The sequence below is a fragment of the Christiangramia aestuarii genome (genome assembly GCF_009735585.1).
Lineage (GTDB): Bacteria > Bacteroidota > Bacteroidia > Flavobacteriales > Flavobacteriaceae > Christiangramia > Christiangramia aestuarii.
This window is the reverse complement of sequence record NZ_VJVW01000003.1, coordinates 209900-226628: the sequence shown is the minus strand read 5'-3', so window position 1 is coordinate 226628 and position 16729 is coordinate 209900. Positions and strand designations below refer to the sequence as shown.

Genomic DNA, 16729 nt, shown 5'->3' with positions numbered 1-16729 from the left:
TGAATAATTTAAATACCTCTAAGGTTGAGATCTGGGGGGAAAGCTATAGGGTAGTCTATAAATATAGTAATTTAACTGAATTACAACAAGTTAGAATTTAAATTCAGTTGCAGGGATAGCTTAGATACGTGAATAAGCTTCGCGGGCTTTAATATTTTTTTAACTGAAGAGGCCGGCATATTCTTTAAATTTAAGCATATACAATTTTGATATACAATCCTTTAAACTAACTAAATGACCGATCACAGCAATTCCAAAGAAAACTATTGGTATAAAGACGCTATTATCTATGAACTACATATAAAAGCCTTTTTCGACAGCAATGGTGACGGAATCGGTGATTTTGAAGGTCTTATGCAGAAACTGGATTACCTGGAAGATTTGGGGGTCACTGCGATCTGGCTGCTCCCTTTCTACCCATCACCACTAAGGGATGATGGCTACGATATCGCCGATTATTATTCCATCAACCCTTCTTATGGAAACGTGGAAGATTTCAAGAATTTTATCGAAGAAGCCCATAGCCGTGGACTAAAGGTGATCACAGAGCTGGTAATTAACCATACCTCAGATCAGCACCCCTGGTTCCAGAGGGCAAGAAAGGCGCCGGAAGGTACTGAAGAAAGGGATTATTACGTTTGGAGCGATGATCCACACAAGTATAAGGATGCACGTATCATTTTCACAGATACTGAGCCCTCTAACTGGAGTTGGGATTCTGAAGCCCAGGCCTATTACTGGCACCGGTTTTTTTCCCACCAGCCAGACCTGAATTTCGACAATTCAAAAGTTCAACAGGAGGTTTTTGAAATACTGGATTACTGGTGTAAAATGGGGGTCGACGGTTTTCGCCTGGATGCCGTTCCTTACCTTTTCGAAAGAGAAGATACCAATTGCGAGAACCTTCCGCAAACCCATGAATTTCTGAAAAAACTTAGGGCTTATGTAGATGAAAATTACGATGATAAATTGCTGCTGGCAGAGGCTAATATGTGGCCCGAAGATTCTGCCGCTTACTTTGGAGATGGAGATGAATGCCATATGAACTATCATTTCCCCATTATGCCAAGGATGTTTATGGCGGTTAAAATGGAAGACCGTTATCCCATTATCGATATCATTGATCAGACGCCGGAAATTCCTGAGAATTGCCAGTGGGGTATCTTCCTGAGAAATCATGATGAACTTACCCTGGAAATGGTAACCGACGAGGAAAGGGATTATATGTATAAAGTTTATACCAAGGACCCACAAGCAAAGATCAATGTAGGTATTCGCCATAGGCTGGCTCCATTATTAGATAATAACAGGAGTAAAATAGAATTAATGAATGTTCTTCTCTTCTCCCTCCCGGGTACACCTATCGTTTATTACGGGGACGAGATCGGGATGGGTGATAATTTCTACCTGGGTGACCGGGATGGGGTGAGAACACCCATGCAATGGACCGCCGACCGTAATGCCGGCTTCTCACTTGCCAATCCTCAGAAATTATATCTGCCGCTTATCATAGATCCTGAGTATAAATATGAATCTGTGAACGTTGAAACCCAGCAGATGATCTCTTCTTCGCTGCTCTGGTGGATGAAAAGGGTCATTGGGATGAGGAAGAAATACAAGGCTTTTGGCAGAGGGGATATTGAGTTCCTTTCACCTTCCAACTCGAAGATCATCGCCTATACCAGGACCTATGAAGATGAAAAGATACTCGTACTGGCCAATCTTTCCAGGTTTTCGCAACCGGCAGAGCTAGACCTTGAAGAGTATAAGGGCCATACCCCCATCGAGGTTTTCAGCCATAACAAATTCCCAAGGATCACCGAAAGACCCTATCTATTCACCTTGTCTCCTTTTGGCTACTACTGGTTCGTCCTGGAGAAGGAAAGAGAAAGAGTTGAAGGAGAAAGCAAGATCCCCGAGTTAAGGATCGATAATTGGAATAACCTCCTAAAGAACCGCACCCTTCAGCAATTATCTGGCAAGATCCTGCCTCCCTACCTGCAACACAGGAGATGGTTCGAGAGCGACGGAAGGACCATACAGGAAATCAAAATAAAAGAAAACCTCGAGGTCGGCATCAGGGAAATGCCTACACGAATAACCGTTCTTGAAGTTACCTATAACGAAGGTCTTCCCGAGCTGTACCAAATGCCTATTTCTTTTGTGAGCATCGAAAACGAGAATTTACTGAATGAAATTCCGAAGAGAGGGATCATCACTAAACTGGAAATCGGAGATGAACAGGGATATTTATTTGATTCGGTATACGCAGAAGATTTCAGGGAATACCTTATTGAAGGCTTCAAAAAAATGGATAAGAAGAAAACCGGATCTGGCACTTTAGAATTTACCGGCGATACCCCGCTAATGAAATTACTGGACGAAGAATGCAGGTCTGAACTGGTAAGCACCGAAAAGCGGCAAACCATCATCACTTACGACAATCAATTTATCCTTAAAATATATCGCAGGCTGGACCAGACCTTCAATCCGGATGTGGAAACCATTAAATTCCTTTCTACCAAAACAGATTTTGAGAAGATCTCCAGATATGTGGGAGCCGTAAAATATAGCCAGGCCAATGGAAAACCTTACTTCTTTGGAATGCTTCAGCAGATCACCGAAAACCAGGGTGAGGTTTGGTCGCATGTAAAGGACTCCCTGGAGAGATATTATGAAAAAGTACTTACCTCTAATAAGGATCTGGAAATAAACATTCCAGAGAATCATATTACCCAACCTATCGGATTTGAAGGTTTTCCGGAAGCCATGCAGGAACTTACTGGGGTTATTCTTCCCGAAAGGATCTACCAGCTGGGAGAATTCACGGCAGAATTACATAACGCCCTTTCCCAGCATGACATAGATGAAGATTTTGATAAGGAGGAGTCTTCTTTACATTACCAGAGATCCCTGTTTTCGGGCCTACAGACACTTACCAGGAACAGCCTGGAAAACCTGAAATCCATGCTGGAGCAGCTGCCGGAAGAAACCGCAGAGGAAGCAAGGGAAATACTGGGTATGAAAAACGAGATCCTTAGCTGTTTCCGGGAGATCTATGATCATAAGATCTCGGTGATGAAAATCAGGACGCATGGAGACTACCATTTACGGCAGATCCTTTGGACTGGCCGCGAATATATCATGAACAGTTTTGAAGGTGACCCTTCCAAGTCCTTTAGTGAACGAAGGATAAGACGTTCAGCGATGCGCGACCTCGCCGCCATGATTCGATCCCTGCATTATGCCGCTTATAGCAATATTCTGTCCCCGGAAAGTGACCAGCAGCGTAAGGAAGGTGATCTGGAAGAATGGGCAGAAACCTGGCATTATTACATTTCCAGAATCTATATTAAAGGATACTTGGACAAGGCCGGCAAGAAAGATTATATTCCAAAAAGCCAGGAAGATTTCAAGATCCTAATGCATACCTTTCTGCTTGAAAAAGCCCTGACGGAGCTTAATTATGAGATCAAGCACCGCCAGGAATGGATACTGATACCTATAAGGGGCATCAAGGCTATTTTAGAACATTATAGAAAGGAATTCTAGGCTACTCAACGATATACATTTCGTTGGAGGCCCTAATGTATTCCTGTGGGTTAAAAGTGGACTCGAAACTGTTTCGAACCATGTTCAGTTTTAATCTCAGGTTCTTCATCTCATCCTTTAAATATGGGTCGTTCTCGTATTTATTGATTAGCTTCTCATATTTATTAAGATTCTCCAGGATCCTGAAAGTGAGCATTCCAAACCTGATCTTAAGGTTTTGCACGCTAAGCATCTGGTCATGGTATTCTTGTTTCCAGTTTTCTGGGTTTCTTTTGCGCTCTTCCACTATCTTGTTTTCGGCGATCTTGGAAATATCCAGGATATACTGGGTACGCTTCTTGGCATCGGTCTCGTTGGTAAAATTCTTACTGAAGTCTTTTTTGTCGATATCCAGAATTTCTACCAGGTTATCATCGATAGCCTTATTCTGAAGCTCCTTCAGTTCATTAAGGCTTTTATTGATACCTTCCCATTCGGTCTCTATGAGGTCTTTGTCGTGAGTGAACTGGGCGATGGAGGTGGTAAGTTTAAGCATTTTCATGCTTTGCTCTTTCAACTCTTTATCTCTCCGGTTCAACGAACCTATGAACTGGCTTATCCCGTCAAAAAGACTTCCAGCGAACATCCCAGTAAAAGGAGTTCCCTTGGCAAGGTCTCCGGTTACCTGCAACATATGATTTAGCGCAGCAAGACGTGCATCATCCTCCTTCTCTTCGGCAAGATATTGTTTGAACTTCCCGAACCACTCCTGGTAACCCTCATAGTTCATGGGATTTCCTACAGCGTCCAGGGTGGTGTAGAACTCCCTGGAACTATTGAAAAGATTCAGGGGCTTGATCTCTCTTTCCATGGAAGCCAGGTTTAGCACGGCCGAACTATAATTATATTTATAAACGCTAATAGTATTCTTATCTATCTCCTCCTGCCTTTCTTCCAGGTATTTCACTCTCTCAAGCAATTTTTCAACTTTTTCTGAAGCAGAATTAGTGTTCTTGATGCTCTCGTCCAGATTGGTGATCTTGGAATCTATTTCCTTGATCCTGAATTCCAGGTTCTGGCTAAGCAGGGAACGCTCACGGTTTAGCTCCTTTAATACCTGCTCGGTAACCGTAGCACTCTGCTTCTCTGCATATATCTGTGCGTTCGCAATGTTAAGGCTGAAAAGTACAGCCGCAAAAACGAAGATTATTTTCTTCATATAGGTTTAGATTTAGTCAACATGATTAACGCAAGGCCAGGATGCATATTTCATGCCACTGAAAATAATGTGAGTTTGTATAGCCTGCTGAGGTATAGACTGTTGAAAATTGTAGAATTAATGATCAGCCTTTCCGGTTTTTCCCCAATCTGAAAAGGATAGGAAAATTTACCTCGTTGCTCTTCCCAAAGCTGGTTCTCAAATCCTTTTCAATGAACTCAACAGGGTCTTTTCCATTTTTTCTTTCATAGTGTTTTACTGCAGACCAGGTCCTAAGATATCCCACTAAATGCTCAATGCTCCAGTTATAGGATTGGATTAGACCAGGGGTTTCGATCTCCTCAAAAGGAAACGGAATGCTTTTATAAGCTTCATCCAGATATTTCCTCTCTGGATCCCAGTAAGGGCCAATGATCTCATTGTAAAAATATTCTATCACCAGGTTTGTCGCGGGCTTACTGCTAAAAAGCCCGTATCCCAGTATAGCAATGAGGGCATTGGGTTTTAAGCAGCGTTGTACCTCGCTATAAAACTGGTCGAAATCGAACCAGTGAAAAGCCTGGGCCGTCGTCAGTAGATCGAAAACATTATTTGGAAAGCTGGTATTTTCAGCAGCCTGAATGGAATAATTGATATTCGGCCTTTTTACGGCATGCGCTATCTGGTTCTTACTTATATCTGTAGCCTCTACTCTTCCAAAAAATTCAGCCAGTTTACCTGCTACCTGCCCATTTCCGGTACCACAGTCCCAGGCGAGTTCTGAAGCCTTCAGATGTTTTTGAATAAATTCATAAACCTCCTGTGGATATTCCGGTCTGAATTTTCGATATGCTCCAGATCTGGTTGAAAAATTGTCTTTCAAGATATTTTTGAGTTAAAGGTTAGGACGATTATTTAAAAATAAAAATCAGCAATAATAATGTATTTGCAAAAAACAGTGGTATATTTTAAAATATCCCTAATCCTTTACTTCAAATTGTTAGCGATTCACATCATTTTAGGCTTAAAATTCATTATATTGTATAAGTTTATTCAAATTTAATTCATCACACTATGAGAATTCTTGATATCAAATTTAATGGCTACACCAAAAGCCTTTTGATGTTCTTCAGTATGTTATTTGTAGCGGTGCAAAGTTTTGCATTTCAGCCTTCAGATATCAAGTATGTGGAATATAAAGGTGAAGTGGTGAATGCCCGAAATGGTAGGCCGATCTCTTCAGCTTACCTTGCCCTGAACAACAGTAACATTTCTACGATCACAAATGCCGATGGGGAATTTTCCCTGAAAGTTCCAGATGACCTTACCGAGGCCACTGTTACCATTTCGGTACTTGGATTCCAGAGCAAAACTCTTCCGCTTTCTTATTTCAAAGGAAGCAATACAAGAATAGAACTGGACGAAACTGTTGAAGAACTTGAAGAAGTGAGCCTATACAAGGCCACGAATCCTAGCTTGCTGGTAAAAGAAATGCTGGACAAAAAAAATGTGAACTATATTTCAGATAACAGCCTGATGACCTCCTTTTACAGGGAAACCATCAAAAAAGGCTGGAGCAACGTGAGCCTTTCAGAAGCGGTCGTGAAGATCTATAAGAGCCCTTATAATTCTTCTAAAAAAGACCTTGTGTCTCTTTATAAGGCCAGAAAAAGTACAGATTACGACAAACTGGACACCGTGGCTTTAAAACTGCGTGGAGGCCCCTTCAATACCCTGTACCTGGATATGATGAAGTATACCGAGTATGTATTAAGGCCAGAAATGCTAGATAGCTATGAGTTCAGTTTTGACGATCCTACCAAGATCAACGATCGTTATACCTACGTGGTAAACTTTAAGGAAATAGACGAATCTGATCCATGGTATTACGGCAAGCTTTTTATCGATGCAGAAACTTCTACCCTTGTAAAGGCAGATTATAGCCTGAACGTTGATGACAGGGATGCCGCGGCAGCCATGTTCGTGAAGAAAAAACCAAGTGGTTCTAAGGTATATCCTACCGAGCTTAATTACCAGGTAAACTACGCCCAGAACGATGGCAAGTGGCATTACGCTTATGGTAAGGCCCAGATGGATTACGTGGTGAACTGGAAAAGAAAGATCTTTAATTCAAAATATAAGATCAACAGCGAAATGGTGGTTACCGACTGGCAGGAATATGCCGACAACGACTGGAAGAAGTCTGCAGATCTTATCCATCCTAACGTGGTCATGGTAGATGATGTCTCCGGTTTTGCCGATGCAGAATTCTGGGGAAGCAATAATATCATCGAACCCGAAAAATCTATTCAGAACGCCATAGATAAGATAAAACGGAAAATGGACGATGAGTAAAAATATAAAACCCTCGCTATCATACAGCGAGGGTTTTTTTATTTGAATTAGCCAAAATTCAATTTATCCAACATTTAACCTGTGGCTAAAATTGTCGGTTTTCGTTTTAATCTCAACAAAATAACTACCCGGGGGTACTTTTGAAAAATCCAGAGTGCGCTTTATCACAACATCTCTACAACTAATTTCGCCCACAAGCACGCCAAATTTATCAAAAATTTTAATTACTACCCTATTTTCTTCAGGATTTGCAAGGTATAACAGCACTTTTTCTTCGCGTTGCTTATATAAAGGCTTAAAAACCAACACATAAGAATCCTCCAGGATTTGAATATTTTCTTCATTTTTCCTGATCTTACTCGTGGAAATACTGAATTCCTTTTCCAGAATGAAGGAATATTCTCCTACTGGCAGGTTAGTGAAATTAAGAACCTTGGTATATTCATCTGCATCATTGACAAAATCCTTGAACACTATTTCCCCCTGTTCGTCCCTGAGGCTTAAAATTGCTCCCTTCTGATTCTTCTTTACTTCTACGATCAGGCTTTGCTCTTGGTTCACCTTCAGATCTAAACCGTCGTTAGCCATTGCGGTGAATGTTCCCACAAACAACAGCAGCATTAATAAGTTTTTGAATGTCCTTTTCATAATCTTTAGTTTTAAGTTAGAACTGCGATTAAAAATTCAATATGAAATTAGGCAGATTCCCGGCTCAAGGATAGTAGCAGATAATCCAATTTATGTATTAAATTAACCTTCAGGATTTTACTGAAAACGATTTCGGTTAATATTGTACACTTTAATGGTAATTTTGTATAAAACCGGGCAGGGTCTTGTGAGTATATTTATATCATTAATAGCGGATTATGGGGACGGGAAACAAACCAACACTTGAAAAGATAGAACCGGGATTTGGCAGTTCTTTTTCCTATAGAACCTACCATAGTGATCCCGAGCATAAAAAACCTACGTTCTGGCATTATCATCCAGAGGTGGAACTGGTATATGTAAATGGTGGTTGCGGTAAAAGGCAGATAGGAAGCCATATTTCATATTATAGAAACGGGGACCTCATTCTTATTGGCTCCCTGCTCCCGCATTGTTCTTTTACAGATTGTCTTACCGGCCATGAGCGCGAATCGGTCATACAGTTCAGGGAAGAAATGCTGGGTGAAGGTTTCTTCCATGCCCCGGAAATGAAAAGCATACAGGCTTTACTTGAGAGAGCCAAAAAAGGGATCGTTTTTCACGGGCAAACAAAAAGAAGCCTGGGAGCGAAGATCGAAAGCTTAAAAGATATGGATGCTTTTGGCAGGCTGATGAGCCTCTTTAAAATTTTGAAACAACTGGAGAAAGCCGAGAATTACACGATTCTGAATGCCACTGGCTTTATCCTGGAAACCAGTTATCAGGACAACGACCGTATCAATATTATTTTCAATTTTGTAAAGGAAGAATTTACCCGGCCGATAAGTCTGGATGAGATCAGCGAGAAAGTAAGCATGACCAATCCTGCCTTTTGCAGGTATTTCAAAAAGATCACCGGTAAGACCTTTACCCGCTTCGTGAATGAATACAGGCTGGCCCATGCGGCTAAACTACTTCACGAAAAACATATAAGTATTACAGAGGTGTGTTTTGAGAGCGGCTTCAATAACTTCAGCCATTTCAATAAACTGTTCAAGTCCTTTACCGGCAAATCACCTTCCACCTACCGCAATGAGCTAAAGTTCAGCGTTTCCTGAAAATAAAAATCCCGGTACCAAAGGCCCGGGATCTGAATTTTAAAATGTTTATTTCTTATTCGTGGTGCATAAAGCGTTGTTTTGCCAACAGCTCTTCGTCGCTTTCCACATGCTCATCATCTGGCACACAGCAGTCTACAGGGCACACTGCTGCACATTGAGGCTCCTCATGGAAACCTTTACATTCGGTACATTTATCTGGAACAATATAGTAGATCTCATCACTAAGTGGCTCCTGGGCTTCGTTTGCATTGGCTTCCTTTCCGCCGGGAAGTACTACTTCACCTTCAAGATCGGTACCATCTGCATAGCGCCAGTCATCTGCACCTTCGTAAATTGCCGTATTCGGGCATTCCGGCTCACAGGCCCCGCAGTTGATGCATTCATCGGTTATTACAATTGCCATAGCTCTTCTTTTATTTGTAAATTTAAAAACTGAACGAAAAAAGACCGGTGGCTTTTAGGAAATTTTATGGTTTTAAGCCATGGAAACTTTAATTTCGCTGCACAAATTTAACATAGGCCATATTCATAACCAAATAAGACGATGACAATCGACGACCATAAATCACATCTGGTAACATTAGGTAAATTCCTCAAGCAATTTCAGGTAACCGGATCAAAAAAAGATGAAGAAATTCCCGGCAACGATAGGTTCTTTGAAGACTTTGATCAAAAGATAGATAACGCCATTCATTACAATGGCTGGTTTACGAGGGAAAATATAATATTTGCCCTGCAACAATGGAGTGAAGCTCTTACTCCCCAAAATCTGAAATGGTGGCTGGGAGACTATAATTTAAATCAAAGTGGCGGAAAGACCGTGGGAATCGTGATGGCTGGTAATATTCCGCTGGTAGGGTTTCATGATTTCATTTCGGTCCTGGTTTCTAATCACAAAGTCCTGGTCAAGCAGTCTTCGCATGACAAACAGCTTCTTCCAGTGATCGCTGCCTATCTTATGAACCTGGATAGCCGCTACGAAAACCGTATTGAATTCACCAAGGGTAAATTAGAAGATTTTGATGCTGTGATCGCTACCGGAAGTGATAATACGGCCAGGTATTTCGAGTATTACTTTAAGGGAAAGCCAAGTATCATAAGGAAGAACAGAAATTCTGTTGCAATCATTACAGGAAATGAGACCAAAGAAGAACTGGCAAAACTGGGAGAAGACATTTTCAGGTATTACGGTTTAGGCTGCAGGAACGTTTCTAAGCTATATATTCCCAAGGATTATAACTTCGATAATTTCTTCCAGGCGATCTATGAATGGAACCCGATAATCAATCGGGAGAAATATGCCAATAATTACGACTATAACAAGGCGGTCTATTTGATGAGCGAATTCAAATTGCTGGATAACGGCTTCCTAATGCTCAAAGAGGATAAGAACTTTGGCTCACCCATCGCTACTTTATTCTATGAAATCTATTCAGATGAAACCGAACTCGAGAAAAACCTGGAAGAACATTCAGAAAAGATACAGTGCGTGGTAAAATTGCATCCCGGAAAAAAAGAGGTGAAATTTGGCCATACCCAGAAGCCTCAGCTTTGGGATTACGCCGATAATATAGATACCATAGACTTTTTATCTATACTTTAATCTTATGCTTTTCATAACAGCGAAAGCATTCAAATTTTGGCATCTTTGCTTTAACCAACTATAATTTTATGAAAAAACACAATTTTAGCGCGGGTCCCTGCATTCTGCCTCAGGAAGTATTCCAGGAAGCCTCTCAGGCTATCTTAGATTTCAATAATTCCGGGCTTTCCATTTTAGAGATCTCTCACCGAAGCGCAGACTTTGTTTCGGTAATGGAAGAGGCTCAATCCCTGGCCCTGGAATTACTCGGATTAAAGGATAAGGGCTATAAAGCACTTTTTCTTCAGGGAGGTGCCAGCATGCAGTTCTTAATGGTAGCTTACAACCTGCTGGAAAAGAAAGCGGCATATCTTAATACCGGAACCTGGTCTAGCAAAGCCATCAAAGAAGCAAAACTGTTTGGAGAGGTAGAGGAAGTGGCTTCTTCAAAAGATAAGAATTTCAATTATATCCCTAAGTCCTACTCTATCCCGAGCGATGCAGATTATTTCCATTGCACCAGTAATAACACCATCTTCGGAACACAGATGAAGGAATTCCCTGCTACAGACAAACCTTTGGTTTGTGACATGAGCAGTGATATCTTTTCAAGGGAGCTGGATTTTTCCAAATTCGACCTGATCTATGCCGGAGCGCAAAAGAATATGGGACCGGCCGGGACTACTTTAGTGGTGGTTAAAGAGGATATCCTTGGAAAGGTTTCCAGGGAGATCCCGTCCATGATGGACTATGCCACGCATATCGCCAAGGAAAGCATGTTCAATACCCCTGCGGTTTACGCGGTATATGTTTCTATGCTTACTCTAAGATGGTTAAAGGCCCAGGGAGGGATAAAAGCTATTGAAGCCGAAAACAATAAAAAGGCAGAACTGATCTATGCTGAAATTGACAGAAATCCACTATTTAAAGGTTTTGCAGCCAAGGAGGATCGCTCCCTAATGAACGCTACCTTCAACCTGGTAGATGAATCGCATAAAGAAACCTTCGATAAAATGTGGAAAGCAGCCGGGGTAAATGGAATTAACGGTCATAGAAGTGTTGGTGGTTACAGGGCTTCGATGTATAATGCCCTTCCCCTGGAAAGCGTGCAGCTGGTAGTAGACCTTATGCGCGATCTTGAAAAGAACGTTTAAATCTAAATACAGAAGATCTCAAGAATGAAAGTATTAGCAAACGACGGCATTTCAAAAAGTGGAGCAGAAACACTTAAAAATGCCGGTTTTGAAGTGATCATAAAAAAAGTAGCACAGGACCAGTTAAAGGATTTTCTCAACAAGAATGGAATAAGTGTCCTTTTGGTAAGAAGTGCTACTGAAGTTCGTAAAGACATCATAGATAATTGCATTCACCTCAAGGTAATCGGCCGCGGAGGTGTAGGCATGGATAATATAGACGTTGAATATGCCAGAAGCAAGGGAATTGCCGTGATAAATACTCCCTCTGCTTCTTCAAGCTCTGTTGCCGAGCTCGTATTTGCCCATTTGTTTGGCGGGGTGAGAAAACTACATGATGCCAACAGGAATATGCCTTTAGAGGGTGATTCCAGGTTCAAGGAGTTGAAAAAATCATATGCCGGCGGAACGGAACTTAGGGGGAAAACCCTGGGAATCGTTGGCTTCGGAAGAATTGGTAAGGAAGTGGCCAAAATTGCACTGGGAATTGGAATGAAAGTGATCGCCAGCGACCAGAACGTGGGAGAAGCCGAGATCACCCTTGAGTTCTATAACCACCAGACCATCAAGATCCCAATTAAAACTGAACCTGTAGATATGCTTATCAAGGATTCAGATTTTATTACCCTGCATGTGCCGGCACAGGACAAACCCGTAATTGGCGCCAGGGAGATAGAAAAAATGAAAGACGGTGTAGGCATTATCAATGCGGCCCGTGGTGGAGTTCTTGATGAAGAAGCTCTGCTAGATGCCATAGAATCTGGAAAGGTTGCCTTTGCGGCACTTGATACTTTTGAGAATGAACCTTCACCTGCCATCAAATTACTGATGAACGAAAGCATCTCGCTGAGTCCGCATATTGGTGCAGCCACTAATGAAGCCCAGGAACGAATTGGGGTTGAACTTGCGGAGCAGATCATTTCAATTTTAAAGAAAGAAAAAAAGGAAAATTAGAATTCCATGCCTTTGAATTTTCGTAAATTCTAGGTGCGAAATCTAAAACTTTCATCATGGCATCAATTCTTGATATTTTAAATACACCCACAGGAAAATCTTTAATCAGCGCGGCCAGTAAGAAAACTTCTGAAAAAGAAGAAGACGTCACGGCGGCTCTGGGTATGGCTTTGCCGGTATTGCTGGGAGCGTTAAAAAATAATGCCCGATCTGCTGATGGGGCCAGCAGCATACTGGAAGCACTCACCAGCGATAAGCATGATGGCTCTCTTTTTGAAAGGTCGAAGAACCTGGATCCGAATTACCTTCAAACTGAAGGGTCTAAGATCGTTAAGCATATTTTAGGTGAACGCGAAGAAAACGTGTCTACGGGACTTAGTTCAGCGCTTAATATGAACCAGGAAAATCTTAGTACCATCCTCAAAATGGCTGCTCCCCTGCTTTTATCCATTTTGGGAAGCCAGAAAAAGAAAGACAATGTTGGCAGGGATGGGCTGGGAGAGCTATTGGGCTCCGTCCTGGGAAGTAATTCAAAGCACGATAACTCTTTTTTGGAAACGCTGCTTGATCGCGATGGTGATGGCAGTGTGATAGATGATATCGGGGCCATGATCCTTGGCGGCGGAAAACCTGGCAAATCTGATGGCAGTATCCTGGGAGGATTTACCGGCGGAAAATAAACGGGTATAATTTTTGTTTTTAACCTACTAAACTCAACTATGAAGAATTTTATATATATCGCCCTGCTGGCCCTTTTCGTGTATAGCTGCGGCTCTTCTGGCGTGAAAAACTTTCCATCAGGAAAGATTGCCGATGCTGAAAATGACACAGTTAGGATCGCCAACGATAGCCTGGAGTACGAGATCATTATTATTGAACCGGGCTTTAACCTGTTCATTAATTCTTATGCCAGGCCCAGAGGTTTTTATTCTCAAAATTATCTTGAAAACAAGAACCGCTTACTGGTACCTGAATATAACCAGCGCGTGACCCAGCCACAAAGATATGATCCTAACCTATACCTTAACGAGATCAATTATGAACCGAATATAGATTACGGCTATGAAGTGAATTACCTTCTCTATAATTATTTTGTTTATTTCAGTCGACATTATAACCAGCGATTTACTATACCTACAAGAATTTGATTCTTTAATCAAATCTGTATATTTGCAGCATGAAAAAATTGAAAGATCGTTGGGGCATAGATTCTAATTCGCAATTATTCATCATTTTGCTGGTTTTTGCAATTACCGGATCTACAGCAGCTAAGCTTGCCTCTCCTTTGGTAAGCCTTTTAGGGATTACGCAGGAGAATAGTCACTGGAGCCTTTACTGGGCAGCGAGAATATTTCTCATTTTCCCAATTTATCAGGTTCTTTTAGTTAGTTTTGGCTGGATATTTGGCCAGTTCAAGTTTTTCTGGGCATTCGAGAAAAAAATGCTTAGCAGGCTAGGGATGTCTAAAGCTTTTAAAAGTTAAGATTGCAACCAATTAAAAACATACTACTTGTTATTTCAGCAGCTTTGATCCTGCTGCCATCGGTGGTAAGTTTTTCTCATATATTTTCAGAGCATTCCCATAAGCTATGTGATAATTATGCCGAGCACCACTACCATACCAAATCTGTAGATTGTGAGCTGCATAAATTTCATAAGAATCCGGCTCTCAAACTTGATTACCCAAAATATGTACCGCTTCCAACAGAAGTTAGAACTACAGGCATATTCAATTATTACCAGTTTTTAAATGATTACGAACCGCTAAACTTCAATCTGCGCGGTCCACCAGCTATTGCTTAACCCAGAATTAAAGAGCAATAATTAAATCATTTAAAATTTTTTCATGCGATTAAAATTTTTAAGCATACTGCTATTGGCAGTAAACGGCTATTTGTTTAGCCAGAATGAAGTCTCAGGTACCGTAAAAGATGTAACCACCGGAGAGCCTGTATTTAGTGCAAATATTTATTTCCCTAAACTTGAGAAGGGAACCATGACCGATATGGAAGGTAATTTCAATCTCAAGAATCTACCAGAAGGTGAATACAGAATTTTGGTTTCTTCAATTGGATACGCCTCATATTCTCAGGATATCCAAATACCTTCAACATCCCTTAGCATAGAATTGAAGCCTTCAGCAATTGAAATGGAAGAGGTAATTGTCTCTACTCCATTCCACCAGTTGCAAAGCGAAAATGTTATGAAGGTCGAAAGAGAAAGCCTTTCAGAACTTAACCGGAAAGGAGCAATCACACTTTCAGACGGTATCACCCAGATCGCGGGAGTTGAAAGTCTCACCACAGGGATAGGAATTGGTAAACCGGTAATTCGTGGCCTAAGTTCCAACAGGGTTCTGGTCTATACCCAGGGAGTGCGACTGGAAAATCAGCAATACGGTGATGAACATGGCCTTGGTATTAGTTCTAAGGGAATTGGAAGTGTCGAGGTAATTAAAGGCCCGGCCTCTCTTCTCTATGGAAGCGATGCTATTGGCGGTGTCCTCTATTTAAATCCGGAAACCTACGCCGGACCTCATACCACCAATGCTGAATTTGAGGCAGATTACTACAGTAACACCCTGGGTTACCAGGGAAGCCTTATGGCCCAAACTTCAGGAGATAAGTTGAAATTTCTTGCCCGTGGAAGTTACGCTGCACATAGTGATTATGAGACCGGAAGCGACAGCAGGGTGACCAATACCAGATTTAACGAAAAGGACCTGAAGGCCGGAATTGGTTTTCAGGATAATAAGTACAAGGCAGACCTTAGGTATAACTATAACCAAAGTGAAATTGGAATTCCAGAAGAGGTTGGACTTCAATCTACAGATAAAGAACCGCTACTTCCCTACCAGCTTATAGATAATCACGTACTGAGCCTGGATAACCGTTTTTATTTCAGAAATTCAAGTATAGATTTCAAAGTTGGATACCAGTTCAATAACAGGAAAGAATTCGAGGAACACCATGAGCATGAAGAAGAGCACGAAGGTGAACACGAAGAAGAACATGAAGAGGAGCACGAGGAAGAGCATGAAGAACATGGAGACACGGAACCTGCTCTGGAAATGCACCTGGAAACCCTGAACTATAACTTAAAATACAACCTGCCCAAATTAGGCAATTTTGAGACCATTGCCGGGGTACAGGGAATGTTCCAGACCAATGAGAACTTTGGCGAAGAACTATTGATCCCAGATGCAGACACCAGAGATTTTGGAATATTTGCTACCACACATTATCATCTTGAGAACTGGGATTTCCAGGGCGGATTAAGGTATGACCATAGAAAGCTGGAAACCAAAGCCTATACTACCGAAGATGGAGATATGATTGAGGCTGTAGACAGGAAATTCAACAGCTTTAACGGAGCGCTTGGAGCTAAATTCCATATAGACCAAAAGTTCATAGCAAGGCTTAATCTGGCAAGCGGTTTCCGTGCACCTAACCTATCAGAACTTACTTCTAATGGAGTTCACCACGGAGCGAACCGTTATGAAATAGGTAATCCTGAACTGGATAATGAGCAGAATTTCCAGGTAGACCTGGCCTTTGAATACAGGAACCAGCATTTTGAAGCCTTTGTAAATGCCTTCCATAATTCGATTAGTGATTACATCTATATTAATCCTACCGGAGAAATTATCGATGAGGCCGCAGTTTTTGAATATGAACAGGACGACGCAAGATTATACGGAGGTGAAATTGGTTTTCATATACATCCCCACCCCCTTGACTGGCTGCACCTGGAAAGCAGTTTTGAAACCGTGACCGGCAAATTAAACGATACTGAATATCTGCCGCTTATTCCCGCTAATTCCTGGACGAATACCCTTAGGGTGGAATTTGATTCGGGACAGCTTTTCCAGAAGAAATTTGCCTTTATACGTTTAAAAAACGTTTTTGATCAGGATAATCCGGGACAGTTTGAAACAGCAACACCAGGTTACGGTTTGTTGGGAGCAGGTTTAGGTACCAGCATTGCTTTAGGAAAATCTGTTCTAAGCATAAACCTGAACGCTAATAACCTTCTGAACAAGTCTTATATCTCACATCTTTCCAGGCTTAAGCCGGATGGAATACAGAATATAGGCCGTAATTTCATGGCTTCAGCAGCGATAAAGCTGTAATTAAAAAAGGCTGTCAGGGAATTTCCCTGACAGCCT

The 16729-nt window shown here is 41.5% G+C and carries 15 protein-coding genes; 11 read left to right on the top strand and 4 right to left on the bottom strand.

Translation table 11 applies throughout. The annotated features are described in order from the left end of the window. The first annotated feature begins 234 nt into the window (after positions 1 to 234). Positions 235 to 3552: a maltose alpha-D-glucosyltransferase gene (treS, locus tag FLP08_RS08930; protein WP_156276091.1), complete on the top strand. Its 3318-nt coding sequence runs from the start codon at positions 235 to 237 to the stop codon at positions 3550 to 3552. A 1-nt stretch (position 3553) separates the two neighbouring features. On the opposite strand, the gene FLP08_RS08925 is transcribed toward treS, so the two are convergent. Together FLP08_RS08925 and FLP08_RS08920 are read right to left on the bottom strand one after the other, a co-directional pair. Beyond that, a complete protein-coding gene (locus FLP08_RS08925) occupies positions 3554 to 4750 on the bottom strand; it encodes a hypothetical protein (RefSeq protein WP_156276089.1) in 1197 nt (398 codons plus the stop codon). Between the two features lie 124 nt (positions 4751 to 4874). Further along, the gene (locus tag FLP08_RS08920; RefSeq protein ID WP_156276087.1) at positions 4875 to 5612 is read right to left on the bottom strand and encodes a class I SAM-dependent methyltransferase; all 738 of its coding nucleotides are present in this window, start codon (positions 5610 to 5612) and stop codon (positions 4875 to 4877) included. Positions 5613 to 5803: 191 nt separating this feature from the next. Here FLP08_RS08920 and FLP08_RS08915 point away from each other — a divergent pair, with 191 nt between their 5' ends. Beyond that, positions 5804 to 7084 (top strand): carboxypeptidase-like regulatory domain-containing protein, encoded by a 1281-nt coding sequence (locus FLP08_RS08915; protein ID WP_156276085.1) that lies wholly within the window; start codon positions 5804 to 5806, stop codon positions 7082 to 7084. Positions 7085 to 7147: 63 nt separating this feature from the next. Here FLP08_RS08915 and FLP08_RS08910 read toward each other — a convergent pair whose 3' ends face one another. After that, positions 7148 to 7732: a T9SS type A sorting domain-containing protein gene (locus FLP08_RS08910; RefSeq protein ID WP_156276083.1), complete on the bottom strand. Its 585-nt coding sequence runs from the start codon at positions 7730 to 7732 to the stop codon at positions 7148 to 7150. A gap of 218 nt (positions 7733 to 7950) precedes the next feature. On the opposite strand from FLP08_RS08910, the gene FLP08_RS08905 reads away from it, so the two are divergent. Next, positions 7951 to 8829 carry an AraC family transcriptional regulator gene (locus FLP08_RS08905; RefSeq protein WP_156276081.1) on the top strand — a complete coding sequence of 293 codons (879 nt, stop codon included), beginning with the start codon at positions 7951 to 7953 and terminating at the stop codon, positions 8827 to 8829. A 55-nt stretch (positions 8830 to 8884) separates the two neighbouring features. On the opposite strand, the gene FLP08_RS08900 is transcribed toward FLP08_RS08905, so the two are convergent. Next, the gene (locus tag FLP08_RS08900) at positions 8885 to 9235 is read right to left on the bottom strand and encodes a 4Fe-4S dicluster domain-containing protein (protein WP_156276079.1); all 351 of its coding nucleotides are present in this window, start codon (positions 9233 to 9235) and stop codon (positions 8885 to 8887) included. Positions 9236 to 9376: 141 nt separating this feature from the next. Between FLP08_RS08900 and FLP08_RS08895 the strand changes: the two genes are divergently transcribed. The 8 genes from FLP08_RS08895 (at position 9377) to FLP08_RS08860 (ending at position 16693) form a co-directional block, all read left to right on the top strand. After that, entirely contained in the window at positions 9377 to 10435 is a 1059-nt protein-coding gene (locus tag FLP08_RS08895; protein WP_156276077.1) for an acyl-CoA reductase, read from the top strand. 68 nt (positions 10436 to 10503) lie between these two features. Continuing rightward, positions 10504 to 11568, top strand: coding sequence for a 3-phosphoserine/phosphohydroxythreonine transaminase (gene serC, locus FLP08_RS08890; protein WP_156276075.1), 1065 nt, complete (start codon positions 10504 to 10506; stop codon positions 11566 to 11568). Positions 11569 to 11592: 24 nt separating this feature from the next. Further along, a complete protein-coding gene (locus FLP08_RS08885; protein WP_156276073.1) occupies positions 11593 to 12561 on the top strand; it encodes a D-2-hydroxyacid dehydrogenase in 969 nt (322 codons plus the stop codon). Between the two features lie 56 nt (positions 12562 to 12617). Next, positions 12618 to 13241, top strand: coding sequence for a DUF937 domain-containing protein (locus FLP08_RS08880; RefSeq protein ID WP_156276071.1), 624 nt, complete (start codon positions 12618 to 12620; stop codon positions 13239 to 13241). Positions 13242 to 13280: 39 nt separating this feature from the next. Then, a complete protein-coding gene (locus FLP08_RS08875; protein WP_156276069.1) occupies positions 13281 to 13709 on the top strand; it encodes a DUF6146 family protein in 429 nt (142 codons plus the stop codon). Between the two features lie 29 nt (positions 13710 to 13738). Continuing rightward, positions 13739 to 14044 carry a DUF6787 family protein gene (locus FLP08_RS08870; protein WP_156276067.1) on the top strand — a complete coding sequence of 102 codons (306 nt, stop codon included), beginning with the start codon at positions 13739 to 13741 and terminating at the stop codon, positions 14042 to 14044. Between the two features lie 2 nt (positions 14045 to 14046). Then, the gene (locus FLP08_RS08865; RefSeq protein WP_156276065.1) at positions 14047 to 14364 is read left to right on the top strand and encodes a hypothetical protein; all 318 of its coding nucleotides are present in this window, start codon (positions 14047 to 14049) and stop codon (positions 14362 to 14364) included. Positions 14365 to 14407: 43 nt separating this feature from the next. After that, positions 14408 to 16693, top strand: a complete 2286-nt coding sequence (locus FLP08_RS08860) for a TonB-dependent receptor (RefSeq protein ID WP_156276063.1) — start codon at positions 14408 to 14410, stop codon at positions 16691 to 16693. Positions 16694 to 16729 lie beyond the last annotated feature (36 nt).